The sequence below is a fragment of the Armatimonadia bacterium genome (genome assembly GCA_039679385.1).
In the GTDB taxonomy this organism is placed as follows: Bacteria; Armatimonadota; Zipacnadia; order Zipacnadales; family JABUFB01; genus JAJFTQ01.
Genome location: JBDKVB010000127.1, coordinates 1 through 26,089 on the forward strand (window position 1 = coordinate 1; position 26,089 = coordinate 26,089).

Consider the following 26,089-nt stretch of genomic DNA (forward strand, 5'->3'; position numbering starts at 1 on the left):
AAGCGTCTACGCATCAAGTCACCAGGCTCCCGTCGTCCTTCACTTCGCCGTCGAGACCGCTGGTCCTGTGTGCCCTCAGAGAAGGCGACAGAAGGAGGCGGCGAGCCGAAGGCGGAACACTCGCTACAGGCCGTCCACAGTCGGGGAGCCCTCATCACACGCGAAAGGGGCTTCCTGGCCTGGGCAGACTCGTTCCCGGATACGTCGCGCTGGAGGGAGCAAGATGATGAGAGTGTACCCCTTACTCGTCCTCGCTGCGATCTGGTCGGTTACGTCCTGCGCTCGCGGCGCTGATACAAAGCTCGAAGGGCTGTTCTCCGACCCGACGACCAAGTGGAGCCCGGGGCATAGCGGTACCCGCGCGCCGAAGGCCGTCACGACCGAGTTCGGCCCCGGCTACGAGTTCGAGTGCGACTTCGCACAGACCGACCCGGCCTACCCGCGCTGCTACTGGGACGCCGCCTTTGGTCCCGAGGACCTCACCGCCTACCCCTCGATCACCTTCCGGCTCTTCGTCAAGAACGCCGCAGCGGTGCAGTCGGTCTCAATGTACCTGCAGAGCGGCTCGGGATGGTACCTGATGAGGGGACTGGAAGCGCCCGCTGAGGGCTGGAATGAGGTGGTCGTGGATCGGCAGGGAGGCGTGCGGATTGAGGGCACGCCGACCGGCTGGCAGGCAGTAGACCATCTGCGCCTGAACGTGTTCCCGGCCGCGAAGGGCACCGTGACGATCCAGGTCGCCGAGATGCGTGTCAGCACGACACGACTTCCCCTGGCCCCGCCGTCCCTATTCCAGGTGCCCGAGAGCGACCGTCAACTGCCACGCACCGAGCGACGTGATGCCGCCGGGCGACTCCTGCAGACGCGGATGATCCTCGACGAGTCGGGCAGGTTCATCACAGAGCAGGACCAGCTTCTGGACCGCATCTCGCGAGCCGGGTTCAACGCCTTCATGCCCTGCGTCTGGCACGGGCGTGGAGCGCTGTACCGCTCGGACACGACGGTCATCGAGCCCGCCTTCGCCAAGTACTTCGAGGGTGGCAAGGACCCGCTCGCGGAGCTAATCCGCAAGGCCCATGCGCGGGGGATCGAGGTGCATCCGTGGTTCTGCGTCTCCTATCGCGGAAAGCCCGATCCGCACCCGGAGTTTGCCTCCGAGGGCGTGCCGAAGGGCGCCTATGACCTTCACGACCCGGCCTACCGGGCGCTCATCGTCAAGGAAATGGTCGAGCTGGCCAGGCGGTACGACGTGGACGGGATCAACCTCGACTACATCCGCACGCAGGGCGTCTCCTACAGTGAGATCGCTCGTGCCGAGTACCAGCAGCGGTTCGGCGTGAGCATGGAGCAAACACGCGGGCAGGCAACGCCCGAGGCGAAGCAGCGGTTGCTCGAGTTCCAGGAGACACCGGTCACGGAACTCGTTGGCGCGACACGGGAAGGGCTGCGGCAGGTGCGTCCGAAGGCCATCGTGTCGGTCTGCGGCCACCCTCTGCCGAAGCCGCAGTTGCAGATCGAGGGACGCAACGAGTGGATCTGGCTGGAGCGCGACCTGATCGACATCGCCTACTGCATGGACTACAACTGGCGCCCGAGCTTCGTCAAGTTCGAGACGGCGCGGGCAAGTTCGGTGGCCCCCGACCGGTTGGTCCTGATGCTGGGGAACTATGACAACGACGAGACCGGCAAAGTGATCTCGCGGACGGCCGAGCAGGTGGCACGGCTCGTCGACTACGCACTCCTGAAGTATCCGACGAACGGCGTAGCACTGTACTGGTACGGGTCACTGGACGAGGCACAGATCGGGGCCCTGCACAGCGGTCCCTTCCGAGAGCCCGCCGTGCCGAACTGGACGGTGAAGCGCTGACAGGGCCCCGTCACTCACCGCAGGAGGAAGGCGGCCTACCTGACTCAGGGCAGCGTCTCCTGTAGCGCCACGATCGCCTGCGCCAGCCGCCAGCGCAGGGTGTTGTACTCGTCGTGGGTCAGCCGCTCGGCCCAGCGCGTCTGGGTGATGCTGTCGTCGGTGTTGAGCACCGCCGCGAGTTCGACCAGCGCTCTCGTCGCTGCCTGCTTCTGAACTGCGGTGCCCTTCTCAGCCCGGGCAGCAAGCTGCTTGAGGGTCGCGACGTAGCGCAGGTCGTCAATCCCCTCGCGATGTGATTCCCAGTCCATGGTGGGAATCGGCGTGCCCTCGGGGCCAGGATAGGCGGCACACCAATCGCGGGAATCGGCGTCGAGGTCATTGAAGGGATCTGCGACGGGGCACTGATAGTGCCAGAAGTACATCGCCTCGGCAGGACGCTTGAGGAAGCCCAGCCCGCAGTTGTTCCGCGCCATCCTGCAATCATTGACGTAGCTGGAACCGTAGCGCATATAGCGCTTGCCGCGGGCGAGTAGCTGCTGTTCCTGGTCCGGCCTGTAGTCTACGTTGCCGCACCAAAGGTCGAAGGTGTCGCCCCACTTCTCTCCGGAGGCGTAGTTGTTCACGGTGATGTAGCTCGTGGCACCGGACACCTTCGCCACGAGACCACAGAGGTGGTTCGCCAGCTTGCCCCGGGCGTCGTCGTTGCCGATCTCATCCACGGGGTAGTACAGGAGCTTCAGCGCCGTGGGGTCGGAGGACACCTGCTCCAGCGCGGTGATCACCTGCACATAGCCCTCCTCAGGGTCCATCGTCGGCACGGCCGCCTTGATCTGCCTTTGGAAGGTGGTCTCGCGGTACGGGATTGGGCCCTGCAGCCCCAGGTCTCGCAAGTGCCGCAGGAAGGCCCGCAGATCCGCGGTATCTACCACGAGCTTGCCGTCCACGCCGGTGATCTTCGGCGCCCGGCTGATGGTCACCGCTCGCACACCGTGGGCGACCATGTCCCGCACCTGCTTGTCGAGGACCTCGTCCCCGACGCCGGTGTCGTGCCAGTACATGCCCACCACTCGTTCGGGGTCGTCGAGTTTGAAGGGCATCACCTGGAGGCTGAGTGTCGTCTGCCACTGCTTGCCTTCGGCGGTCTGGACTGTGACCGGCCCACGGTACTCTCCGGGTCGGGCATCCTCGGGCACTTTGATGGTCAGCCAGAACTCCTTCGTCACGTCCTTGCCCAGGTCGAAGGGTGCTGCGGGCTCCAGCAACTCGGGCATCACCTGGTACTCCGTGCTCCAGGAGGACCCCTTGCGCTGCGGCCAACACTTCACGGTCCGGACATCCCAGGCCGAAGCCGGGATGCGACCTGCCGCGGGTCCCTGGAGGTCGCCGACCGTCAGACTCACCGCCCGCAGGGGCTTCAACGCTCGCAGGGATACCACCACAGGCTCATACTCGCCGGGAGTTGCGAAGGTCGTCAGGGGTCGCTGGACAGCCTCAGCCGTCGGGACGCTGTTCGGGTAGAGGAGGGTCATCCACTGGGGTGTCCAGGCGATGAACCCGCGGTCGCTGTCCGCAGCCGTGGGCTCGACCATCGTTGCTGTCTCAACATAGGGAACCTCGTGGAAGGTGCGTGCGAAGTAGTCGTCACGATCCCGCTGGGCGGTAGCGCGTACTGCGGCAACACGCTTGTCGGCGAAGGCTACCTCCGCCGCCGTGTTGGTCGGGATCACGACGAGTCCGTTGAGCACAAAGCCTCGGGCGGCCAAGTCCGGGGAGTCAGCGTCAAAGGTCAGGTCGAGCCGGCCATCCTGCACTGTGGCGTCGAACACGACGTCCGTGCAGAGCGAAGCAGGGAACACGATGTCTGTGGCGACCCTTTTGCCCTCGGCCTCAATCCAGGAGGGCTGCTTGCCCTGGCTGCCATACTGGGTGTCTCCGTGCATCGTCATCACCCGGTAGGTGCCGTTGGGCACGTCGAGGGCGAAGGTCTGGCGTACCTGGGTGTGGTAGTAGGCCGAGGTCATCACGAAGTCGCGGTAGAGCGCGTCCATGTAGGACTTGCCCTTTGCTCCCCGGTCGCGCTCAGCAAGGCCCGGCACGGCCTGGCTCCCCGGGCCGAAGTTGCTCTCCACCATCGGCTGCCCGTCCTTGTAGGGGATCCAGCCGAACCCACGTTCCCTGCTGTATACGCACTTCGAGTCCGCCACGTAGAACTGCGCGAAGGAGGGCGAGTCCGTCGGCCCGAAGTCGAAGGCCCACCAGGTGATTCCGTCCGTTACCCGCTTCGGTGAGGAGTCCCCGGCCACCATCGTCGGCTCGCCTGACTGTGCCGCGGGTGTGCCCCATACCTCGATCTCGGAGAGGGTGATGTACCCCTTGCCCGGCTGGGCGATGAAGGCGAGGCGCAGCCCGTCAGCCAGCTTGTCGACGGGCAGTTCGTTCCAGCCACCGAGGGCGGGCTTGATGGTTCCGACGCTGAGGTTGTCGGGGAACTCCAGCGGATCGCCCTTCAGGAACACCTGCACCGACTCAGTGCCGTGCGGACCGGAGTTGAGCAGGTGCACGCGCACCTTCTGGAGGTGGCACATGCGCTTCAGGTCAACCAGCAGCTCCGCCGAGCCCTGGCGCTGCCAGTAGCAGTAGGGAGTGGGCTTGATCTTCCAGTCGTAGGACACCTTGCCATCGGTCAAGGCGCCGGCCGAGAAGGGCACGGTCGCCTTCTCCGTGTCGCCTCCGGCAAACTGAGGCGTCGGGCAGTAGACTCCCGCCGCATCTCTGGCCGTAAGCAGGATCGGCACCTGCGCCAGTCCCGGCGTACTGAGGCAAAGGCCGACGGCACAACACGCGAGTAGATAGCGGCACATCCTTAGGATCACCCCTGGGCTGAGACAGGCCGTTCGTGGAGTTTTCGCCGGCGGGCGGCGATGGCCTTCTGGAAGGCAGCGTCAGACTCTCGGCAGGTGCGACGGCCTATCTGGGGAAGTCGACGCCCGAGGCCTGCCCCTCCGCTGGTCTCGGCTACGCACAGCGAACGCACATCAGCCATACCGCGCACTCCTGAGACGGCGATGCCTGCGACGACACCGTCCCAGCCCATATGTCGGTGATCGCCGGGGCGCCTTGCCAGGAGAGGACGGCTTGAGCAGGAGGGCAGAGATGGCCGCAGACGAGCGTCGGGTAGTCGTAGCCGGGGGCCTGGGCTACACGGGCTCCTTCATTGCGTCGCACCTGCTGGACGCGGGCATGCAGGTGACGGCGCTCACGGCTCACCCCCGGCGTCCGCATCCTCTCCGAGGGCGCGTCACCGTAGCTCCCTTTGCGTTCGACGACCCGAAGGCGTTGCGCACGAGCCTGCACGGAGCACAGGTCCTCTACAACACCTACTGGGTGCGCTTCGACCGAGGCCAGGTGAGCTTCGCCGGCGCCATCGACAACACGAGAACGCTTCTGCGCTGCGCGGCGGAGGCCGGCGTCCGGCGAGTGGTACACCTGAGCGTCACGAACCCCTCTGAGGGCTCCAGGCTTCCGTACTATCGAGGCAAGGCGCTTGTCGAGAAGGTCGTGGCCGAATCGGGGCTCTCCTACGGCATCATCCGGCCGACGCTCATTTTCGCCCGCGGAGACATTCTGATCAACAACATCGCGTGGATGCTTCGCCGCTTCCCGGCCTTCGCGCTCTTCGGTGACGGCGAGTACCTGGTCCAGCCGGTCTCGGCAGAGGATGTCGCCCGGATCGCCGCTGAGGCTGGCTCCATGAAGGAGGACGCCGTCGTCGATGCCGCGGGGCCTGACACCTTCCCCTTCGGCCATATGGTGCGACAGATCCGCGCTGCCGTTGGAGGCCGGGCACTGGTGGTCGGCGTCCCGCCGAAGCCTGCGCTGATCGCAGCGACGCTCATCGGCCACCTGGTACGGGATGTGGTAGTGACGCGGGACGAAGTGGCGGGGTTGATGACGAACCTCTTGGTCTCCGCACAGCCGCCGCTCGGGAGGACGCGGTTCGAGGAGTGGGTTGCGGAGAACGGGGAGCACCTCGGACGGCAGTACAACTCGGAGCTGGCACGGCACTTCCGATAGTGTCGCTTCGGTGGCCCTGGTCGCGGCGGCGGTCGCCATCGTCCGATCCGGTGCGGATGCTGTGATATCCGGGGAGGACGACCGAGTTGCGAGGAGAAGTCAAGCCTGTGACCCTTGCCGACAGACACAGACAAGGGTCAGCGCGAGCGCAAAGGAGCTTTGCCGCTCCGAGTGCTCGGACCGCAAGCCCAAAGACACCACACCAGATCAAAGAGGGATGCCTGACCATGCCACAGACAGGAATCGGTGAAACGCCGCACTTCTGGTATCGCCTGCAGCCGGAGGGTATCTACATCGACTCGCAACTGAACAACAAGGCCTTCGCCTATGCGGACGGTCGGGTCATGCTGTCCGAGGACAACGGCCAAACCTGGCCCCACAGCCTGGCCTTCCCGAAGGCTCGCGACATCACTTTCAGTTGCATCCTGCACAACGGGAATGTGGTCTTCGCCACGAGCGCGGAGCTGTATGTCAGCACGGACAACCTCAAGACCTGCGAGCAGGTCACGGTGAAGGGTCTCGACGGCAGCGACTACCTCCCGCACACACCGCAGAATCCGGACAACCCCGGCTGGTACTTCCACACCCTCTCCGGCGTCACTTCGTGGGAGGTGAAGGGCACGGAGATGCTCGTTTGGGGGAACTACTGCAACGTGCTCGGCGGCGCGACGCCGGTCAACATCTACTATTCGACCGACGGGGGCCGGACCGTCAAGCTCGCCTACGCTTTCGGCCAGAACCCCCTCTTCACAGACAATGGCACCCCGGGAGGAGGCCGTGGTGGCACGCTCCTGGGCAATCCCGACAACCCCGTTCTCTGCCGGCATATCCACACCGTCGCCTACAACCCGGTGGAGGACGCTTTCTACGCCTGCACCGGTGACGGCGATCGCGCCGAGGGCTTCTTCGAGTGCCACTGGCTGCGAGGCACCTATGATGCGGCGACGGACCGCTGGGACTGGAAGGTCATCATCACCGACCATCTGAACTCGCGCTACAAGGGCGGCGGCATCACCTTCATCGACGGGACGGTCTACTGGATCAGCGACTCCAACGGACCCGAGCCCTATGACCGCGGTGTGTTCTGCTGTGCCCCGGAGGACCTGGGGCGTCCTGAAAAGCACACCCGCCTGTTCAACCCGGAGGTTGAATCCGGCGCGATGGTCGTTCAGGACGGGGTCTTCCTCGCCTCGCACTGCGCACCGGCATCACCCATGGACACCGGCATCATCATCTCGACGGATGGCGGCCGGACGTGGGCTCAGTACGACCTCAAGGAGTACGGGAAGCGGTCGCCGACGCGCTTCCATGAGAAGAACGGCGAAGGCTGGTTCCGCATGGACCTGCGAAAGGGATGGATCGAGCGTGCCGAGGTGCTCTTCCTGAAGCCGAAGGAGATGTAGTGTCTCGCTCGTCCTGGCTGGGCTGACAGTGAGCGCCCGGCCGTCTGTGCCGACACGCACGCCCCGGAGACGGGGCGTGCGCTTCGCAGCGTAGGAGCCTGGAGGGAGAGCGGGACGTGGCGACGAACTCGACCCTTCGACGTTGACACAGATAGCCCGGACCTCTCCCGGGCGCGAGTTGCAGCTATCAGAAGGAGTTGTTGTGAGATGAGCGAGTCGGTATCCTCCCTGCGGTTTTCCGACGGGTTCTTGAGGCTTGCTACGCCCTGGGGAGGCGAGGCCACCGCAGCGATCCTGGTGAACGACGAGAGCGTGCAGTCTGACTGGGGCGTCGACCAGCAGGGCCGACCTACGTGCCAGCACGGTCCCTGGCGCCTTACCGTGGTGGAGGCTGCGAAGGGTGCTCTGTCGCTGGAGATCGCCAACGTCTCGCAGGCTCCACTCTCGCTTCGCACCGTCCACTTTGGGCGGTTCTCCCCTGCTGCCTTCTCTCCCGCCCTCGATACGTGGCGCTTCAGGGAGCTGATCCACGGCGCCAGCTTCGAGACCCTGGCGACCGGCGTAAAGGGTGTAGGACGAAAGGGCTTTGCTCTCGACTTCGTGGCGCCGAGCGGCCTCCTGACCGTATACCAAGAGGAAGAGGGCGAGGCACTACTTCTCGGAGTGCTGCCACCGGTCGGCAGCTCCTTCTCCCAGTTCACCGCTCTCCATTCCGCCCCACACCTCGAAGGCAGCTTCGGCTTCGAGATCCGCCACCGTTTCGACTGCCAGGTGCCCCCGGGCGAGGCAGTGCTCACCTCGCCGGTCATCGCGCTGGCGGGCGCGGACGGGACGGAGCTGATGCAGAGCTACGGCGAGCTCTGGGCCGAACTCCAGCCACGCACCTCTCGACGCCCGCCCTGCGTGGGCTGGAATAGCTGGGACTACTACAGCGGCGCAATCACCCGGGAGGCGACGGATGAGAATCTCGCGGCAGGGATAGAGCTCTTCGGTGACGCCTTCCAGGTCTTCGTCATCGACGAAGGCTGGGAGCAGCAGTGGGGAGCCTGGGATGCGAACGCCAAGTTCCCGGAAGGGCTCACGGACTTTTGCCGCCACGTGAAGGCCCACGGGCGTGTACCCGGCATCTGGACGGCGCCCCTGCTGGTGAATACGTACAACCCGCTCTTCCTGGCCAAGCCCCAGTGGTTCGCCTCGCGGGCCGACGGTCAGCTCCAGACCGACAGCTACTCCTATGGCCCCATGGCCTACCTCGACCCGACGCAGCCGGAGGTGCTCGAACACCTTCGCACGGTGTTCGGCCGCCTGCGGGACTGTGGCTTCGACTACTTCAAGGTGGACTTCACCCAGTGCATCCTCAAGGCAGAGCGCTTCGCCGACTCGCGCGTGGGCCGGGCCGACCTGGTTCGCCGAGCCTTTGCCGCGATTCGAGAGGCGATCGGCAGCGACGCCTACCTCCTGGCATGCGGCGCACCCTTCGAGTCCGTGACGGGGCTGGTGGATGGTGTGCGCACGACTGGAGACATCCACATCTACTGGAGCCATGTGCTTCGCAACGCCCAGTCCCTGTCCGCACGCTGGTGGATGATCGGCAACCTGTGGAACGGCGACCCGGACTTCCTCGTCGTGCGTGGCGCCGACACCGCCCGACCGCCCTACAGCAGGCGACAGGTGATCTCTCCGATGGGCCCCGAGGCTGGTTGGCTGTCCGGCCGCGAATTGAACGAGATGGAAGCGCGAACCTACGCGCTGCTTGTACACCTGACCGGCGGCGACGTGATCCTGGGCGATCCGCTCCGTCAGCTTGAGCCGAAGGCCCTCGCGATGATTCGGCGCGTACTGCAACCGCGTCGCCCGGCCACACCGGTGGACCTGTTCACCAGTGACCAGGACCTCCCGCGCATCTGGATCAGCAAGGGCGAAACGGACACTCTCGTCGGGCTCTTCAACTGGTCCGAGAGCACGGCGCGGCTGGACTTCGATCCGCAGACCTACGGTCTTGCAGGCACGCCGCACGACTTCTGGACTGACGAACCCGTCGCCTCCCTGCCGGCACGCATGCCCCGGCGCAGTTCACTGGCTCTGCGCTTCGATGCCACACGCGATTCGGGGTAGTGAAGGCCCCTCGGGAACTGTGGCGAAGGTCACCGAAGACCGCATGAGAAGCACCCGGTAGTAGCTGATCAGGATACGCAAGGAGCACAGCAATGCGAGACCTTCCCCACGGACAACCGGCATGGCTACCTTCGAGTATGGGGCTGATCTCGCTGCTCGCAGCGTGTCCTGTCTTCTCTTCGGCTGCCCCTCCGGTGGCAGAGGTGCGGGTGATCGACGGGGCACCGACGCTCCTGATCCACGGTCAGCCGGCACCGCCCTTGCTGTTCTACACCAGTCCCCCGAGCGCACCTCTGAAGGTACAGGACGGTCGGCTGGAGCTGGAACGTGTGCAGGGCGAGGCCCTGCTGCCCGCGACTGTGCCGCCGGGCTCGCCACTTGTCGTAGAGGCCTCCGTGACCATGCAGGAGGCCTTCATGGATGACGCGACCGCCTCCCTGCGGGTGTCTTTTGATGAGAAGCGTCGCACCGGGTACCTGTTCGGCCTGCAGTACCTCAAGGGCGGGAACCGGCTCAAGCTCTGGAAGTACAACGCGGCGGGCAAGTGGGAGACCTGGCACAGCAAGCCGCTTGACTGGCGTCTTGGAGGTGAAGTGCGGCTGCGGCTGGAGGTCACCGGCGGCCGTTTTGCAGCCTTCGTAGACGGGCAACTGGTGGCGGAGGAGGACGACTCCGACCCGCTGCCGCCCGGCGATGTGGCCCTGGCCGCCTACTGCTGCAAGGCCGCCTTCGGCGACGTGAGCGTTCAGGTCGGAGGCAAAGAGGTCCTCCGCGGTTTCGGCCAGACCCCGGGGAGAGTTAGCGCCCCGTGGCGGAGCGGGTCCTCCGCAGAGCGTATGAGGTCCTTCCGCGACCGAGGGGTCAAGCTATTCACCTACAACGTGTCCATGGGTACCTGGTGGCTCGCTCCGGGCAAGTACAACTCTGCCGGCGTCGAGGAGGGGCTGACCAGCATGACGGCTGCAGTGCCGGGCGCCCTGGCCCTCCTGCGCATCGTACTGAACCCGCCGACGTGGTGGCTGGAGCAGCACCCCGAGGAGCAGACGCGTCTGCGCACCCGCGATGGCCGTGAGTTCACCGCCGCCTGGGCCTCGATGGGCTCGGCGCTGTGGCGTCAGGAAGCCGGCGAGGCACTGGCGGCCCTGGTCAGCCACCTGTCCTCGCGTCCCGTCACGCAGAGCATCCTCGGCTGGCATGTGAGCGCCGGCGATTGCGGCGAATGGTCCTACCTCTGGGGCGAGGGCTGCGGCGACTACTCGCCTGCCCAGCGCGCCGCCTTCACCCGCTGGCTGACGGCGAAGTACCACGATGACGCCGGTCTGCAGGAGGCCTGGCATCAGCCCACGGCGACGCTGGCTTCCGTGGAGGTTCCGCTTCCTGGACAGCGCTACAGAGGAGCCCTTGGGGGTCTACAGGACCCGCGTCAGGCGGCGGACGTGATTGACTACCTGCACTTCCACTCACAGGTGTGTGCGGAGGCCATCTGTCACTTCGCCAGGATTGCGAAGGCTGCCTGCGGACGGCAGCACCTGGTAGGCGCCTTCTACGGATACTGGATCTCGCCGGGCTGGCGTCCGGGTTCCTTCCACAATTCGGGGCACCACGACCTGGCGCAGGTGCTTGCGTGCCCGGATCTCGACTTCGTCTGCGACCCGTACAGCTACCGCGATCGCGCACCGGGAGCAGGCTGGGTCGGACAGGCTCCGCAGGCAGCTATCGCTCTGGCCGGCAAGCTACACCTTTGCGAGGACGACACGCGGACCTTCCTGACCGCCGACGACGCCGGCCACGCCTACGGTCGCTGTCCTGACCGAGAGAGCACGATCGGCGTCCTGCAGCGGAACTGGGCCGGCGCCGTCACTGGTGGAGGTGGTGTGTGGTGGATGGAGCAGGGGCCGGGCTGGTTCGAGGACCCGGCTCTCCTGGACGCCCTTGGGCGGCTGCAGGCCGTGCACGCGGCGCTGCCTCCGGCGGCAAGACGATCCGCGGCCGAGATTGCGCTCGTGCTGGACGAGCGGTCGGCGGACTACCTGGCCCAGTCGAACGAACTCACGGTCCCGCTACTTGTGGACCAGGCTGTAGGCCACCTAACGCATGTCGGCGCTCCCTACGACATCCTCCTGACGAGTCAGCTCTCCACCGCCCGGGACTACAAGATGTACCTCCTGCCGCAGGCCTGGGCGCCCGACCCTGAGACGCGTGCACAACTGCAGACCTTGCGTCGCGCTGGACGGACCATCGTCTGGGTGCACGCCCCGGGACTGCTGACACCGGACGGGCCTTCAGCCCAAGCGGCCTCGGAGCTAACGGGAATGAGGCTTGCGTTGCGGGAGATCGGCGGCCCGACCTTCGTCAGCCTCTTTCCGCAGGCCGAGGGGCCTCTCGCAGCCCTCCCGGGTGGGTACTCCTACGGGACTCACAGCCGTCTTGCACCGCTGCTGGAGGTAGTGGATCCGGAGGCGCGTGTTTGGGGACTGGCGCGCTGCACCTCCGCCGACATGCTGGACGGCGTGGGCTGGCCGCTCCCGACCTACCAAGGGGCCGGCCTGGCAGAGAAGATGGTGGAGGGTGCCCGGGTTATCTTCTCCGCCGCAGGTCCTCTTCCCGCGCCAGTGCTGCGCGAGATTGCACGCTCAGCAAGCGTTCACGTGTACTCGGAGGAGGGTGACTACGTGGCCGCAAGCGAGTCGCTGCTCGCCGTTCATGCGTCCTTCACGGGTACACACCACATCAAGTTGCCCCGCAAGGTGAAGGTCACCGACGCGCTCACAGGAGCCCCCGTCGGCACGGACCTGACCGAGTTCGCAGTGCCCCTCAATCTAGGGCAGACGGGCATCTGGACTGTGGAGTAGCAGCACGGCCCAGACGACATGGCAACGAAGGCGATTGCGCCGTCGGGAGTCCTCAGAACCGCCAGGCGGGACGCACACTCCCCGTGGAGGAGACCTCCTCAAGGTAGCATCCCGTGTGGGACGTGATCGTCTCGCCGCCAACACCTACGCCGCTGAAGGCCAGGACGCGGTAGGCCAGCAGATTGTGCCACTTCCCGTCCGCGAGTCTCACCGTCGTTGCCGTCGCGTGGTCAGCGAACCAGGTCGTGCCCTCTGGAGCCGGGCCGAACTCGCTCACGCAGTCGCGGGCGATGAGCGGCGTCCCGACGCTCGCACGCTCGAGGTCAAGCGGCCACAGACACAGCTTCGCGCGGTAGGTCTCGGGGCTATCAGCGGCGATGTACGGCGTGCCATTGGCCGTCTGATTGAGCGCGACGGGAGCGTTCGCGCGGAGATCAGGCGCATGGAGGACCTGCTCCCAGTTCTGAGCGCCATCCCGGGAGCGCCAGACCCGGACGGCCCGGCCCTCTGCCCCGGCACTGCGCACCGAGTAGAGCAGGGAGCCGTCCACATCACGGACCAGACTGGGCTCCGACCCGCCCGAGACGTCGTAGAACGCAACAGGTTTCCAGTCTCCGCCCTGCAGGCGCCAACGCGACACCCCACTTGCGTGCCTTGTCCCGTTGTCCGCCGACACGGCGAACAGCAGGTCGTCACCGTCCGGAAGGGCACAGGACAGGCCTGGAGCGGAGAGCGTCCAGGCCCCATCGGCCGTCTTCAGCGGTGCGTCAGGGGACTTGGTCTCCATCTTCACAACCCGGAAGCGCGTGCCGTCATAAGCTAGCTGGTGGACATACCAGCTCCTGGTGTAGGGTTGCTTCCAGGTGAAGAACCCCTCCTCGTTGAGGTCGAAACACGCTGTCTGAGAGAAGCCGAAGCCCGTTCCTGCGCAGGGGTGCTGCGTGCCGTCGGCCCGCCTGGCGCCTAGCGGCACGAAACCGACGACCATGGGATAGGTGACCACGACCCTCTTGGCGCCGGTGGCCGGGTTCGTGTCCTCCACGTTTCGCGAACACACGACGGCCCTCTGCCCATCAAGACGCGCAAGATCGTCGAGCAGGATGACATCGCTGCCGTCCTCAAAGTCCCAGTGGCCTCTGCCGACTGTGCGGACGTTGCAGGAGACCGCCGCCGTCTGTGGGCCCACCTGGAACACGAACCCGAGGCCGTACCTTGTCACCTGCCCGCCCGTGTCTGCTGTCGGCTGGAGGAGCGCGGGACCACCCCTGCTCACTGGGCCAAGCGTGACGGGATTTGAGGACTGCGCTTCGGGGGCCATCCTGTCACTCTCCTGGGCATCAAGGGGACACTGCGACAGCACCGCTGCCGTCAGGGCAAAGGCGACGACGGAGCCGGCTCCTCCCCACTTCCACACGCCGAGGAGGGCGAGCACCAAGGTGGCGAACTGCCCCCGACCGTGGTTCGATCTCATTCGCCGGCTCTCCCTTCCTGGATGTCTCGTAGCCGCCCTTTCCCCGCCGGCACCAGACTCCCTTCTGCCCAGGCTGCCCCTAACACCCTGACACATACTGTCAGGTTCTCCCCGCTGCCGTGTCGAAGAGGGCGACGATGTTCTCGGGCGGGGTACCTGCCTGGATGGCATGGGATGGCCCGAGGATGTACCCGCCGCCACGCCCCAGGACCGCGATGCGCTCGCGAACCTCCTGCGCGACCTCCTCCGCGGTACCGAAGGGCAAGGTCTGCTGCACGCTCACGCCGCCCTGGAAGCAGAGGCGATCGCCGTACTGTTGCTTGAGGGCCACCGGGTCCATGCCACGGGCGTCGAACTGCAAGGCCTGCAGGACGTCAATGCCCGCCTCGATCAGGCCGGGAACCGCCTTCATCACGCTGCCGTCCGAGTGGTAGATCACCTTTGCCCCGAAGTCGTGGATCACCTGGTTGAGCCGGGTGTGGAAGGGCTTGAGGTGCTCCTCCCACATGGGCAGCGACATCAGGAGGTCCTCCTGGCTGCCAAGGTCGTCGGCGGTGAAGACGAGGTCGATCTGGCCCCTGGCTGCGGAGAGGACCCGTCGAAAGTGCTCCACGTAGAACTCGCAGACTCGACCCAGGATTGCCCGCGCGAGCTCCGGGTTCAGCGCCAGGTCCATGAACATCCGCTCGAAGCCCCGCATGTACCAGGAGGTCTCGAAGATGTTGCCGTTGGCGGCCATCAGGCAGTACTCACCCTCCGCCTGGGCGGCGGCAAGGCGTTCCGGCAGCACCGAGTAGTCGAACCAGTCCGGTGAGGGCCAGCGGTGTCGGTCGAGGTCGTCAACCGTCTCTGCTTGTGCGAGGGGGTAGTGGCGGATCTCCTGGTACTCGCCTGAGCCGTAGCTGATTGGCTCCCGCACGACTCCCCAGTAGTCCTGCCCCGGCTCCAGGGTCGGGCCAAGGTAGGCCGGCGCAACACCCTTGATGTCCAGCAGTGGGTGCAGGTACTCCTCCACGCTCAGGTTGCGCTCGCGCCGCAGGTACTGTGTCAGGTCGCGGTAGGCAGGCGGGTTGATCCCCGAGCACACCATGGCGATCGGCACGCGGTCGGTCTCCTGGTGCTCAAGCGCCAGTCGTACGCGCTCACGGTGTGACAGTTCCATGCCAGGCCCCTCCTGGGCGACGGACAGATGCAAGCGCCGTGTTGAGCGTCGCGCTGGGAAGCTTCGCGGCCGTAGCGCCGATGCCCTTCCGTGGCGATGACGTCGTGTGACACCGTGGTTGTGGGAGGCCCGGTCACTCCTGGCGCAGGCGGTAGCCTACGCCGGGTTCGGTGAGGAGGTACTGAGGACGCGAGGGGTCGGGCTCAAGCTTGCGACGCAGGTTGCTGATGTTGACACGCAGTAGATGGGTCTCGGGTTCGTAGCTGGCTCCCCAGACCTGCCGCAGGAGGTGGTGGTGGGTCAGAACACGTCCGGCATGCTGGGCCAGGGCTCGCAGCAACTCGTACTCGGTGGGTGTGAGCGCAATCTGCTGCCCGGCAAAGGAGACCTGACGACGCCCGAGGTCAATCCTCAGGTCGCCTACCGCGTACACGGCCTCGTTGCCGGTGTTTGCTGTTCTGCGAAGGGCGGCCCGCAGACGCGCTGTCAGTTCACCGACCGCGAAGGGCTTGGTCACGTAGTCATCGGCGCCCGCATCAAGGGCCGTGATCTTCTCCGTCTCATGCTCCCGCACCGACAGCACAAGGATCGGCACCGGAGACCACTCGCGCAGACTGCGGATGACCTCGTGCCCCTCCATATCCGGGAGCCCGAGGTCGAGGATAACGACGTCGGGCCGGCAGGCCGGGACCGCTCGAAGGGCTTCCTTCCCGGTCTCGGCCTCGTAAACCTGATAGCCCTGGGCATCCAGCGTAACGCGTAAGAAGCGCCGGATTGCCTGCTCATCATCCACGACGAGGATGCGGGCGCCACCGTCGGTCATGCCTGGTTCCCCTCCTGTCGAGTCACGGGGAGTGTGAAGCGGACCACGAGACCGCCCCCGCCGCGTAGATGAGAGCTGATCCGGCCACCGTGAGCTTCGACGATTCCACGGCTGATTGCCAGGCCCAGTCCGGTGCCTGAGGCGCCGTTGGCCCGAGTTACCCGTTGGAACTTGTCGAAGACGCGCTCCAGATCCTCCTCAGGGACACCCGGCCCCTGGTCGGTGACTGTGATCGCTACGCCGTCCTGGGTCTGCTCCGCTGCCACCTCGATGGGTGTACCGGCAGGCGTGTACTTGGCAGCATTGTCCAGCAGATTAGTCAGCACCTGCGCGATGAGGACGAAGTCCATCGGAACCAGGGGCAAGTCGGGAGCCAGAGAGAGAGTGACCTCGCGTGCTCTCAGGCGGTCCCCCATCTGTGTGAGGACGGAACCCACGAGGTCCTGGAGGTCGCAGGGCTCCACATGGAGACGAAGGGCCCCGGCCTCCAGGCGTGACATGTCGAGCAGGTTACCAACCAGGTGATTGAGGCGCTCGGACTCGCCCAGGGCCGTATCCAGCAGCTCGCGCCAGTCTCGTTCCTCAAGCCGGAAGTCACCGCTGCCCTCAACGCCGTCCCGCAAGCTGCTGAGCACGCCGGTGATGGAGGCCAGAGGCGTCCGCAGGTCGTGGGAGACCGAGTTCAGGAGCGCTGACTGCAGGTTCTCGGTCACCCGCAGCACCTCGGCCTGTCCGGCCTTTTCGGTGAGATGAAGGCGCTCGATGGCGAGGGCCACGAGGCTCGCCGTTGACTCCAGAAGCCGCCGCTCGTCGGGAGCGAGGTAGCCCTCAGGGCCAGGCAGGTGCAGACCAAGAACGCCGACGACCTCCTTCCCAGTGCGAAGCGGCAGGTACCTGAAGTCGGCGCCGCTCAGGGTATCGGTGCCGGGTCCAGCCTCCCGGCCCTGCTGCCAGCACCAGGTTGCCACAGACATCTCGTCGCCGTCGAGGTTCATCGGCTCGGTGGACGCCGCCACTCGCAGTGTCTTTGCCTCGGGCAGCAGTATCGCCGCCCCGGCCTTGTGGGTCTCACGAAGGTGGGCCAGTGATATCTGCAGAACGGTCGGGAGATCGGTGGTAGCGCCGAGGGAGCGGCTCAGTTCGTAGAGGTTCATCGCCTGGAACCCGCGGCGCTGCGCGGCCTCGGTCTGTGCCCTTGCCTGCGCGGCGAGGGAACTGATCACAAGGCCCACAACCAGCAGGCCGCCGAAGGTCAGAAGGTACTCGGTATCCGACACCGCGAAGTTCAGGTGCGGCGGGACACAGAAGAAGTCAAAGGCCAGGGTGCCGAGTACCGAAGCCAGGAGTGCCTCCCTGCGTCCGAGGAAGAAGGCAGCCAGCAGCACGGCGGCCAGGTACAGCATGACCAGGTTGCTGGGCTCGATCACGCTGCGTAGTGGATAGCCGATGAGGGTCGCTACCGCCACCAGTGCGGTGCTCTTCGCGTAGCCCTGCCAGTTGGCCGGCCTCGGCGGCGACTTCGGCGCAGCCGGGAGCACCTCGCCCGAGCTGCCGATCACGTAGACGTCAATGGTACCGCTGGCACGGATGATCTGGTCGACGATGGATCCATGGAGGAGCTCATGGAGGCGCGGACGCAGAGGCTTGCCGACGACGATCTTGGTGACGTTGTGGAGCCGCGCATAGGTCACGGCCGCCTCGGCAACGGTTGTGCCGGACATGGTTGCGACCTTCGCACCCAGTTGCTCGGCAAGGTGCAGGTTCTCGGCAAGCCGCTCTCGCGCCCGTTGGGACGACGCTATCTGGTCGGGGGTCTCGACGTGGAGTGCGAACCACTCGGCCTTGAGTTCCTCGGCCAGTCGCCGCGTCGTGCGCAGCAACCTTGCGCTCAGGGGGCTCGAGCCCGTGCAGACCAAGAGCCGATCCGTCGCCGCCCAGGGCCCGGCTATGGCTTCGGTCTCCATGTAGGAGCGCAACTGCTCATCAACACGACTGGCGGCGCGGCGCAAGGCCATCTCGCGTAGGGCGGTGAGGTTTCCCTTACGGAAGAACCGCTTCAGCGCTTGCGCGGCCTGTTCGGGGACATAGACCAGACCCTCGCGGAGGCGTTGCAGCAGGTCCTCCGGGGGCAGGTCCACCAGTTCGATCTCGTGGGCATCGTCAAGCAAGTGGTCGGGAACTGTCTCCCGGACGACTACCCCGGTGATCTGCGCAACCGCGTCGTTGAGACTCTCGATGTGCTGGATGTTGAGGGTGGTGTAGACATCGATGCCGGCTGATAGGATCTCCTCGACGTCCTGGCAACGCTTCAGATGGCGTCCGCCCGGCGCATTGGTGTGAGCGAGTTCGTCGACCAGCACCAGTTGCGGGCGCCGACGCAGGACGGCGTCGAGGTCCAGGTCGGACAGCGTTGTGCCGTGGTACACAAGCGTTCGACGAGGCAGGACTTCCAGCCCCTCCAGGAGGGCATCAGTCTCAGCCCGTCCATGGGTCTCGGCATAGCCAACGACCACGTCGACGCCCTCAGTCTTGCGCCAGTGGGCCTGCTGAAGCATCCCAAAAGTCTTGCCCACGCCGGCGGCATAGCCGAGGAAGATCTTCAGCCGCCCACGAGACCGCGCCTGCTCTTCCGCCGCCATTTGGCTGAGCAGCCTGTCCGGGTCTGGACGACTGCCATCATGGTAGGACGCCATCAGGCCCCTCGCTGCCTGCGCGATCTTTGCGCTTCTACGGTGATTCTACGCGATTGCGTCTTCCGCTCAAAGCCACTCTTCGTCCAGGACGACACCAGGGCCCTCGGGTAACTCTTCAGTGACCTGCCCTCGCGACCTTTCCAAGCGTGTCGAGTGATAGGTTGAGTTCTAGTACGTTGACCCGGGGTTCGCCCAGGAAGCCCCACTGTCGCGGTTCGACGTGTTGCGCCACCAGCGAACTCACTTCGGTCACCGGCAGGTTCCGCTGCCGAGCCACCCTCATAACCTGGTACTCGGCGGCAGCAAGACTAAGGTGCGGGTCGAGACCGCTGCCGGAGGCAGTCACCAGGTCGATCGGGACGGGCAGGCGGTTGTCGGGATCGGCCTGCCGGAGCCGACGCACTCGTTGCGCCACTTGCTCCTTCAGCGCCGGATTGAGCGGTCCCAGATTGGTGCCGGTTCCAGCCATGGCATTGTAGGGAACGGGCACGGTCGCAGAGGGACGTCCCCAGAAGTACCGCGGATCAGTGAACTGCTGGCCAATCAGTTCCGAACCCACTTCAGTGCCTTCGCGGACGATCAGGCTGCCCTTGGCCTGAGGTGGGAAGGCCACCTGACACACCGCCGTGATCAGCAGCGGGTACACCAGTCCGGTGAGAAGGGTGAAAGCGGCCAGCAAGGTGAGCGTCGGTCGAACCAGTTCTTTCATAGCTCCAACTCCCCTCTCGCTCACGCCAGGCGCAGCGCGACCAGCAGGAGGTCTATCAGTTTGATCCCCAGGAAGGGGGCTACGAGGCCGCCGACTCCGTAGAGGAGCAGGTTGTCGCGCAGCAACTGCGCCGCTCCAACCGCCCGGTAAGGCACCCCTCGGAGCGCCAGCGGAATCAGCCCCACGATGATGAGCGCGTTGAAGATGACCGCCGAGAGAAGGGCGCTGTCCGGCGTCGCAAGGCGCATGAAGTTGAGAGCCTGCAGCGCAGGATAGGTCGAAGCGAAGGCTGCCGGAATGATGGCAAAGTACTTGGCGAGGTCGTTGGCGATGCTGAAGGTCGTCAGGGCGCCGCGGGTCATAAGGAGTTGCTTGCCGACCTCGACGATATCAATAAGCTTCGTGGGGTTACTGTCGAGGTCTACCATGTTCGCGGCCTCGCGCGCCGGCTGAGTTCCGGTGTTCATGGCGACTGCCACATCCGCCTGCGCCAGGGCCGGGGCGTCGTTGGTGCCGTCTCCGGTCATCGCCACCAGGCGTCCGCCCTGTTGGTACTCGCGGATCAGCTTGAGCTTGGCCTCGGGCGTCGCCTGAGCCAGGAAGTCGTCGACGCCTGCCTCCGCGGCGATCGCAGTGGCGGTCAGTTGGTTGTCACCGGTGATCATGACGGTCTTGATGCCCATCTTGCGCAGGTGACTGAAGCGCTCGCGCAGGCCACCCTTGACGATGTCCTTGAGGTGCACCACACCCAGGGCCTTGCCGTCGCGGGCCACCACAAGCGGCGTACCTCCGCCGCGGGAGATCTCGTCCACCATCTGCTGGAGCCTGGGGTCGACGCTCTCCCCCATCGCAGCTCCCCAGGCGGCGATAGCGTCTGCAGCACCCTTGCGGATCTGGTGAGCCGCGTAGTCCACGCCGCTCATACGCGACTGAGCAGTGAAGGCGATGAAGTGCATCGCTTCATGGGGCGTCGTTCCGTCGTCGGCACCCACCGTGCGGCCACGCAGACCGTAGCTGCGCTTGACCAACTCCACGATGCTGCGTCCTTCGGGCGTCTCGTCCGCGAGTGACGAGAGTTGAGCGACCTCCGCCAACTCCTGCGTCCCGATGCCATCCAGGGGCAGCAGTGCCACGGCCTCACGATTGCCCAGAGTGATGGTGCCGGTCTTGTCCAGGAGCAGCACATCCACATCCCCGGCCGCTTCGACAGCTCGGCCCGACATGGCAAGGACGTTGCGCTGGATCAGCCGCTCCATGCCGGCGATGCCAATCGCCGGTAGCAGGCCGCCGATGGTTGTCGGTATCAGACAGACGAGGAGGGCGACGAGGACCGTGATACCGACGGCCTGCCCCGCGCCAGTGGCGGCGACCCCGTAGAGCGAGAAGGGCAGCAGCGTTGCACATACGACCAGGAAGATGAGGGTAAAGCCGGCCAGCAGAATACTGAGCGCGATCTCGTTCGGCGTCTTGCGGCGCTTCGCGCCCTCGACGAGGGAGATCATGCGATCGAGGAACCCCTCGCCGGGATTGGCGCTGACTCGTACGACTAGCCAGTCGGAGATGACCCTGGTGCCGCCGGTGACTGCACTGCGGTCGCCCCCGGACTCGCGCACCACCGGAGCGCTTTCGCCCGTGACGGCGCTCTCATCGACCATCGCGATTCCGCACACTACCTCGCCATCGGCGGCGATGAGGTCTCCGGCCTCGGCGAGGAAGAGGTCGCCTTGTCGCAGAGTCGTCGAGGGCACCTCCTCGTAGCTGGTGGGACGTTCGCTGCAGGGCGCAGTACTGGTAGGGACCTTGCGTGCAAGTGTCTCCTGGCGAGTCCGGCGGAGCGACTCCGCCCGGGCTTTCCCTCTCCCCTCGGCCAGGGCCTCCGAGAAGTTGGCGAAGAGCACCGTGAACCACAGCCAGACCGCCACTGCGCCGATGAAGGCGGCCGGGGCCTCGCCGTGTCCTGCGAGGGCCTGAACCCACAGTACGGTCGTCAGCACGCTGCCGACCTCGACCACGAACATGACCGGGTTGCGCAGCATCAGCCGCGGATCGAGCTTGCGGAAGGCGTCCTTCGCCGCACGCTGCCACAGGGCTCGCCGTGATTGCCCGTCTCGCGTACTCCTTCGTGCGTCAGGCGTGGTCATCTCAAGGCACCATCTTCAGTTGCTCGGCGATCGGCCCCAGTGCCAGGGCCGGGAGGAAGCTGAGCGCTCCGACCACGACAACCACCATCACAAGCCAGCCCGTAAAGAGCGGGGTGTGCGTGGGCAAGGTCCCTGCGCTGACCGGCACAGTCTTCTTCGCGGCCAGGGAGCCAGCCATCGCCAGGGCCGGCACGATCAGCCAGTAGCGGGCGATGAGCATCACCAGCGCCAGTGACAAGTTGTAAAAGAGGTTGTTCGCGGCGAGTCCCGCAAAGGCACTTCCGTTGTTGTTCGACGCTGAGGAGAAGGCGTAGAGGATCTCACTGAACCCATGGGGCCCGTGATTCGTAAGGGCACCGGTACCCTCCGGCACCGTCACTGCGAGCGCTGTGCCGACCAGTACAAGGATGGGCGGGATCAGCACCATCAGCGCCGCCATCTTCACCTCATAGGTCTCGATCTTCTTGCCGAGGTACTCCGGTGTGCGTCCCACCATCAGCCCCGCGATGAAGACCGCGATGATCACGAAAGCCAACACCCCATACAGCCCGGACCCCACTCCACCATAGACGACCTCACCGAGCTGCATCAGCCACATTGCCACCAGGCCGCCCAGCGGTGTGAGGGAGTCGTGCATGGCATCTACGCTCCCGTTCGAGGCGGCCGTGGTCGCGACAGACCACAGGGAGGAGGCGGCGACGCCGAAGCGTAGCTCCTTGCCCTCCATGTTGCCGCCGGGCTGGAGGGGACTGGCGGTCTGGTCTACTCCCAGCGTCGTTAGCATCGGATTGCCAGTCTGCTCGGCCACCAGCGACAGCCCCAGCATCGGCACGAAGATGAGACCCATCGCAGCCAGGAGCACCAGGCCCTGCCGCCCATCACCGACCATGCGACCGAAAGTGAAGCACAAGGCCGCCGGGATCAGCAGGATGGCCAGTGTCTCGAGGAAGTTCGAGAGGGGCGTTGGATTCTCAAGCGGGTGGGCCGAGTTGGCGCCGAAGAACCCGCCGCCGTTGGTGCCGAGTTGCTTGATTGCCACCTGCGAAGCCGCTGGGCCCAGGGCGATTGTCTGCTCGGTCGTCGTGTTCCTGTTGACAGTGATGGGCTGCAGCAAGGCCACGGTATGGCTGGGCTGGAGCGTCTGCACGACGCCCTGCGAGACCAGAACCAGGGCCAGCACTAGTGAGAGTGGCAGCAGGACGTACAGGACGGAGCGGGTGAGGTCAACCCAGAAGCTGCCGAGGCTCTGCGCCGTGCGACGTACCAGTCCTCGTATGAGTGCCACGAGCACCGCCATGCCGGTAGCAGCGGACAGGAAGTTCTGCACCGTCAGCCCAAGCATCTGTGTCAGGTAGCTCAGCGTCGTCTCGCCACTGTAGCTCTGCCAGTTCGTGTTCGTGGCGAAGCTGACGGCCGTGTTCAGTGCGAGGTCTGCCGGCACGGAGCCCAGGTGCTGAGGATTGGCCGGGAGGAACCCCTGAAGGCGCTGGAGGGCATACACGACCAGCAGGCCTGTCAGGTTGAACAGCAGCACCGCCACGGCGTAGCTGCGCCAGCTCATTTCCGCTGTGGCTCGCGAACCGGCCAGACGGTAGAGCAGCCGCTCCAGGGGTCGCATGACCGGATCGAGCAGGGTGCGCTGTCCCTCGTAGACCCGGGCCATGTACTCGCCCAGGGCCTTCGCAAGGAGGAGCAAGACAGCACAGAACACGGCAACCTGCAGATAGGCAACAGACATCATCCGAACCACTCCGGCTTCAGTAGCGCCGCCACGAGGTACACGAACAGCGCGAGACACAGCAGGCCAAGAACCAGGTAGAGCGCCGACATATCAGTCCTCCCGCAACCGACCGCACAGGGACACCAGCCCCAGGCAGAGGAGGCCGAAGAGGAACACGCCGACCATGGCGAGCACGTCCTTCACAGCGATCCTTCCCTTCGTTCTCGACTACCAAGAGTGTACGCAGAAGGGCGTCAAGGGCGTGACAGCTTGCGACATCGGGGCGTCAAGGAGGCGTCAAGAAAGGGGACCCGAAGGCGCTGGAGAAGTAGGCAGGTGCAGTCAGTGTGTGCCGTGGAACAGCTCCACGTGTCGAGGGGAGGTCGAGATCGTGGGACAGCAGTACGCAGCCATCTGCAACGCCTGTGGTGCTCGCTTCACCGTCAACGACGGTGGCGGCTTCTGCTTCCACCTGCTGCACTGCGACGCCTGTGGTGCGGAACGGTCGATCAGCTTTGACGAGATCGGGGAGCCCCATCTGAGGTACCTGAAGGGGCTGAAGATCCCCTACTCCATGGCCTCGGCGGAGCATGACCGTCGTGCCCGCGAGACCTACCGGGGCAAGCCGATGACCGAGGAGGAGTACCACGCTGCCGTCGAGGAGCTATGTGGCCAGTGCGACTGTGGCGGTCGGTTCCGCATCGAGGCTCCGGCCCGGTGCCCGAAGTGCCGATCGGCGGATCATCGCGCCGATCCAGACGGGCAGCACCTCATGTATGACTGAGTTGCTGTCTGCCACACTGATCGTTAGCCAGGAACCTGTTGTGCTGTGGAGGACGCCCGGAGAGGGATGCGACGGCCACCAACTGTTAGGAGGTTCCCCATGCACCTGCTGCTCATCTTTGTCCTCGTTGCGCTGCCGCTCATCGCGGTCTGGGCCCAGCCCGGCCAGCCTGCCGCCTCTGGAACAGACAAGATCGGACTCAAGCCCGTGGAGACGGACCCGGAGACTGGAGCTGAGGTGTACCTGCTTGGGCCAGATGAACGCCCCGCTGACAACATCTACGGTGAACAGCCCTACGGTGATCGTACGGGGCGCCGCATTGCGATCCGTTACTATGGCACTGCGGCCAAGCCCGGGGCCATCGAGGTCCTCGACCTCGTCGACGGCTCCCGCCATGAGGTGTTGTCCGGGAAGGTGCCCTTCCCGGCCTTCCATGCCTGGGGTGAGTGGCTGTACTACGCGCAGACCGTTGGCGGCAAGAACCTGCTGCGCCGCTGCAGCTACCTCAGCCTGAAGGTCGAGGACGTTGCCGAGCTGCCTGCCGATCGTGGGTCATACAGCTATGGCACCGTCTCAACGGACCTTCGCTACTATGCTGTCAGCGTCACGCCGCCGACGCCTGCCGGTGAGCCTGCCAGGCCCGCCCAAGTCCACCTTCTCGACCTGCAGACGAGGCAGTGGAGCGTGCTCCTCGACAAGCCCGGCTACCATGCCAAGCACGAGCAGTTCTCGCGCGACGGCCGCAACCGCGTGCTGATCCAGCTCAACCGGATGCCGGACGTCAAGGTGGTCCTCCTCAGCGAGCTGGAGATCGGCGGACAGGAAAGGCGCTTCCCCGCCGATCAGCCCTACACTCTCCGTCCGACAGGCCACGAGGCCTGGATCGGCGAGACCTCCGAGGTCTTCTTCTCTACCGCGGCGGACAGCACCAGCAAGGGCAACATCTGGCGCGCGAAAGTCGGCGACGAGAAGCCCACGCTCGTGTACGAGGGCAAGCGCTTTGGCCACGTCAGCGTCTCCCGCGACGGCAAGTGCTGGATCGGCGACACCGGCGAGGACGGCGTGCCGATCTACATCGGGAGCTTCGCCAGCGGCAAGGCGAGGCGCATCTGCTTCAGCCGAACCGAGTACGACACGAAGCAGTGGAGCCATGCCCATCCCTATCTCACTGCAGACAACAAGTGGTTGGTCTTCGGCTCCCGACGAGGCGGTCACCCGCAGTGCTATGGGGCGAAGCTGAGAGAGGGCTGGCTGGCAGGCCTCTGAAGGGTTTCCCAGCGGGGAGAAGCGAAAGAACTGCGGCGCCAGGGCATGTGAGTACCCTCGGCGCCGCAGTCTGATTCCCGGCCTAAGGGTGGGCTCAGAGTCCGAGTAGCTTCACTGCATTGTCGTGTGTGATCTTGTTGTAGGCCGTGCGGCTGATATGCCCCGCGTCGACCAACTCGTGGTAGGTGCGGACGATCTTCCCGTACAGCTCTTGGGGCGCGCAGAGGTCCGTCCCGAAAAGCAGGCGATCCTGGAACTCCTCCAGGAAGCGATAGCCGAACTCCGGGTCGCGAGTGATGGCGTTGAGCCCGCTGCCGGCCGAAAGGTCGCCCCAGAGGTTATCGTACCTGCGCATCAGCTCAACAATCCGCCCTTCCTGCACCGCCCCGGAGGGGTAGCTGCCCCAGTTCGATTCGTTGACGTCCGCCGAGATGTGTGACCAGAAGGCCTGCGAGTGGGCCAGGAAGTTGAGCTTCGGGAACATCCCCAGCACCTTCTCCAGCCGCGGCAGCCCACACTCATCCACCACCCCGTAGGCATCGTGATCGCGAGTCGCGACGTGAAAGGTCATCGGCAGCCCGGCCGCCTCGATGTGGCCGAGCATGTTGAGCATACGCGGATCGTCCCACCACAGATTGCAGGACATCTCGCCGACACCCTTGCAGCCAAGTGACTTGTAGTGCTGCAGCAGGGGGCCGAAGTCGGTGGTGGCGCTGTTGTACTTCTGACGTGGGTCGAGGTTGCAGAAGGGGATGACCCGGTCTGGATAGAGCGCCGCCAGGTCCAGCACGTTCTCCGTGCTCTGCAAGACGAAGTCGTTCTCGTGGTTCGCGATCGGCAGCACCACGCCTCTATCGATCCCCAGGCCGTCCCAGGTCGCGACCAGTTCGGGCGGAGACATGAACTTGAGGAAGGCGGGGTTCGCCCGTTGGGCCGGGTCATGGTAGAGGAGGCAGTGCGAGTGGATGTCAATCATGGTTGGCTTTCCTACCTCTCACGGAAGCTGGTG

The 26,089-nt window shown here is 65.4% G+C and carries 17 protein-coding genes; 7 read left to right on the forward strand and 10 right to left on the reverse strand.

The genetic code is table 11. The features are described from left to right. The first annotated feature begins 223 nt into the window (after positions 1–223). Positions 224–1,867, forward strand: a complete 1,644-nt coding sequence (locus ABFE16_14055; protein ID MEN6346419.1) for a family 10 glycosylhydrolase — start codon at positions 224–226, stop codon at positions 1,865–1,867. Positions 1,868–1,911: 44 nt separating this feature from the next. On the opposite strand, the gene ABFE16_14060 is transcribed toward ABFE16_14055, so the two are convergent. Continuing rightward, entirely contained in the window at positions 1,912–4,728 is a 2,817-nt protein-coding gene (locus ABFE16_14060) for a hypothetical protein (protein MEN6346420.1), read from the reverse strand. A gap of 292 nt (positions 4,729–5,020) precedes the next feature. Here ABFE16_14060 and ABFE16_14065 point away from each other — a divergent pair, with 292 nt between their 5' ends. The 4 genes from ABFE16_14065 (at position 5,021) to ABFE16_14080 (ending at position 12,311) form a co-directional block, all read left to right on the forward strand. After that, positions 5,021–5,941 carry an NAD(P)H-binding protein gene (locus ABFE16_14065; GenBank protein MEN6346421.1) on the forward strand — a complete coding sequence of 307 codons (921 nt, stop codon included), beginning with the start codon at positions 5,021–5,023 and terminating at the stop codon, positions 5,939–5,941. Between the two features lie 227 nt (positions 5,942–6,168). Beyond that, the gene (locus tag ABFE16_14070; protein MEN6346422.1) at positions 6,169–7,344 is read left to right on the forward strand and encodes a hypothetical protein; all 1,176 of its coding nucleotides are present in this window, start codon (positions 6,169–6,171) and stop codon (positions 7,342–7,344) included. A 207-nt stretch (positions 7,345–7,551) separates the two neighbouring features. After that, positions 7,552–9,459, forward strand: coding sequence for a glycoside hydrolase family 36 protein (locus ABFE16_14075; protein ID MEN6346423.1), 1,908 nt, complete (start codon positions 7,552–7,554; stop codon positions 9,457–9,459). 92 nt (positions 9,460–9,551) lie between these two features. Continuing rightward, the gene (locus ABFE16_14080; GenBank protein MEN6346424.1) at positions 9,552–12,311 is read left to right on the forward strand and encodes a beta-galactosidase; all 2,760 of its coding nucleotides are present in this window, start codon (positions 9,552–9,554) and stop codon (positions 12,309–12,311) included. A gap of 52 nt (positions 12,312–12,363) precedes the next feature. Here the strand turns inward: ABFE16_14080 and ABFE16_14085 are convergent, their stop codons facing one another. The 8 genes from ABFE16_14085 to kdpF form a co-directional block, all read right to left on the reverse strand. Further along, positions 12,364–13,782 (reverse strand): sialidase family protein, encoded by a 1,419-nt coding sequence (locus ABFE16_14085; protein MEN6346425.1) that lies wholly within the window; start codon positions 13,780–13,782, stop codon positions 12,364–12,366. Between the two features lie 100 nt (positions 13,783–13,882). After that, a complete protein-coding gene (locus ABFE16_14090; protein ID MEN6346426.1) occupies positions 13,883–14,944 on the reverse strand; it encodes a uroporphyrinogen decarboxylase family protein in 1,062 nt (353 codons plus the stop codon). 133 nt (positions 14,945–15,077) lie between these two features. Next, entirely contained in the window at positions 15,078–15,767 is a 690-nt protein-coding gene (locus tag ABFE16_14095) for a response regulator transcription factor (protein ID MEN6346427.1), read from the reverse strand. Then, on the reverse strand, positions 15,764–18,460 hold the full coding sequence (locus ABFE16_14100; GenBank protein ID MEN6346428.1) for a sensor histidine kinase KdpD: 2,697 nt from the start codon (positions 18,458–18,460) through the stop codon (positions 15,764–15,766). The genes ABFE16_14095 and ABFE16_14100 overlap by 4 nt, the downstream gene beginning before the upstream one ends. A 115-nt stretch (positions 18,461–18,575) precedes the next feature. Further along, a complete protein-coding gene (gene kdpC, locus ABFE16_14105) occupies positions 18,576–19,169 on the reverse strand; it encodes a potassium-transporting ATPase subunit KdpC (GenBank protein MEN6346429.1) in 594 nt (197 codons plus the stop codon). A 20-nt stretch (positions 19,170–19,189) separates the two neighbouring features. Next, positions 19,190–21,310, reverse strand: coding sequence for a potassium-transporting ATPase subunit KdpB (kdpB, locus tag ABFE16_14110; GenBank protein ID MEN6346430.1), 2,121 nt, complete (start codon positions 21,308–21,310; stop codon positions 19,190–19,192). 1 nt (position 21,311) lies between these two features. After that, the gene (kdpA, locus tag ABFE16_14115) at positions 21,312–23,051 is read right to left on the reverse strand and encodes a potassium-transporting ATPase subunit KdpA (GenBank protein ID MEN6346431.1); all 1,740 of its coding nucleotides are present in this window, start codon (positions 23,049–23,051) and stop codon (positions 21,312–21,314) included. Continuing rightward, a complete protein-coding gene (gene kdpF / locus ABFE16_14120) occupies positions 23,048–23,140 on the reverse strand; it encodes a K(+)-transporting ATPase subunit F (GenBank protein MEN6346432.1) in 93 nt (30 codons plus the stop codon). Before kdpF ends, kdpA begins: the two co-directional genes overlap by 4 nt. Before the next feature lie 281 nt (positions 23,141–23,421). Here kdpF and ABFE16_14125 point away from each other — a divergent pair, with 281 nt between their 5' ends. Next, a complete protein-coding gene (locus tag ABFE16_14125; GenBank protein MEN6346433.1) occupies positions 23,422–23,814 on the forward strand; it encodes a hypothetical protein in 393 nt (130 codons plus the stop codon). A 99-nt stretch (positions 23,815–23,913) separates the two neighbouring features. Beyond that, positions 23,914–25,080 (forward strand): hypothetical protein, encoded by a 1,167-nt coding sequence (locus ABFE16_14130; protein MEN6346434.1) that lies wholly within the window; start codon positions 23,914–23,916, stop codon positions 25,078–25,080. 94 nt (positions 25,081–25,174) lie between these two features. Here ABFE16_14130 and ABFE16_14135 read toward each other — a convergent pair whose 3' ends face one another. Continuing rightward, positions 25,175–26,056, reverse strand: coding sequence for an amidohydrolase family protein (locus ABFE16_14135; GenBank protein ID MEN6346435.1), 882 nt, complete (start codon positions 26,054–26,056; stop codon positions 25,175–25,177). Positions 26,057–26,089: the final 33 nt, after the last annotated feature.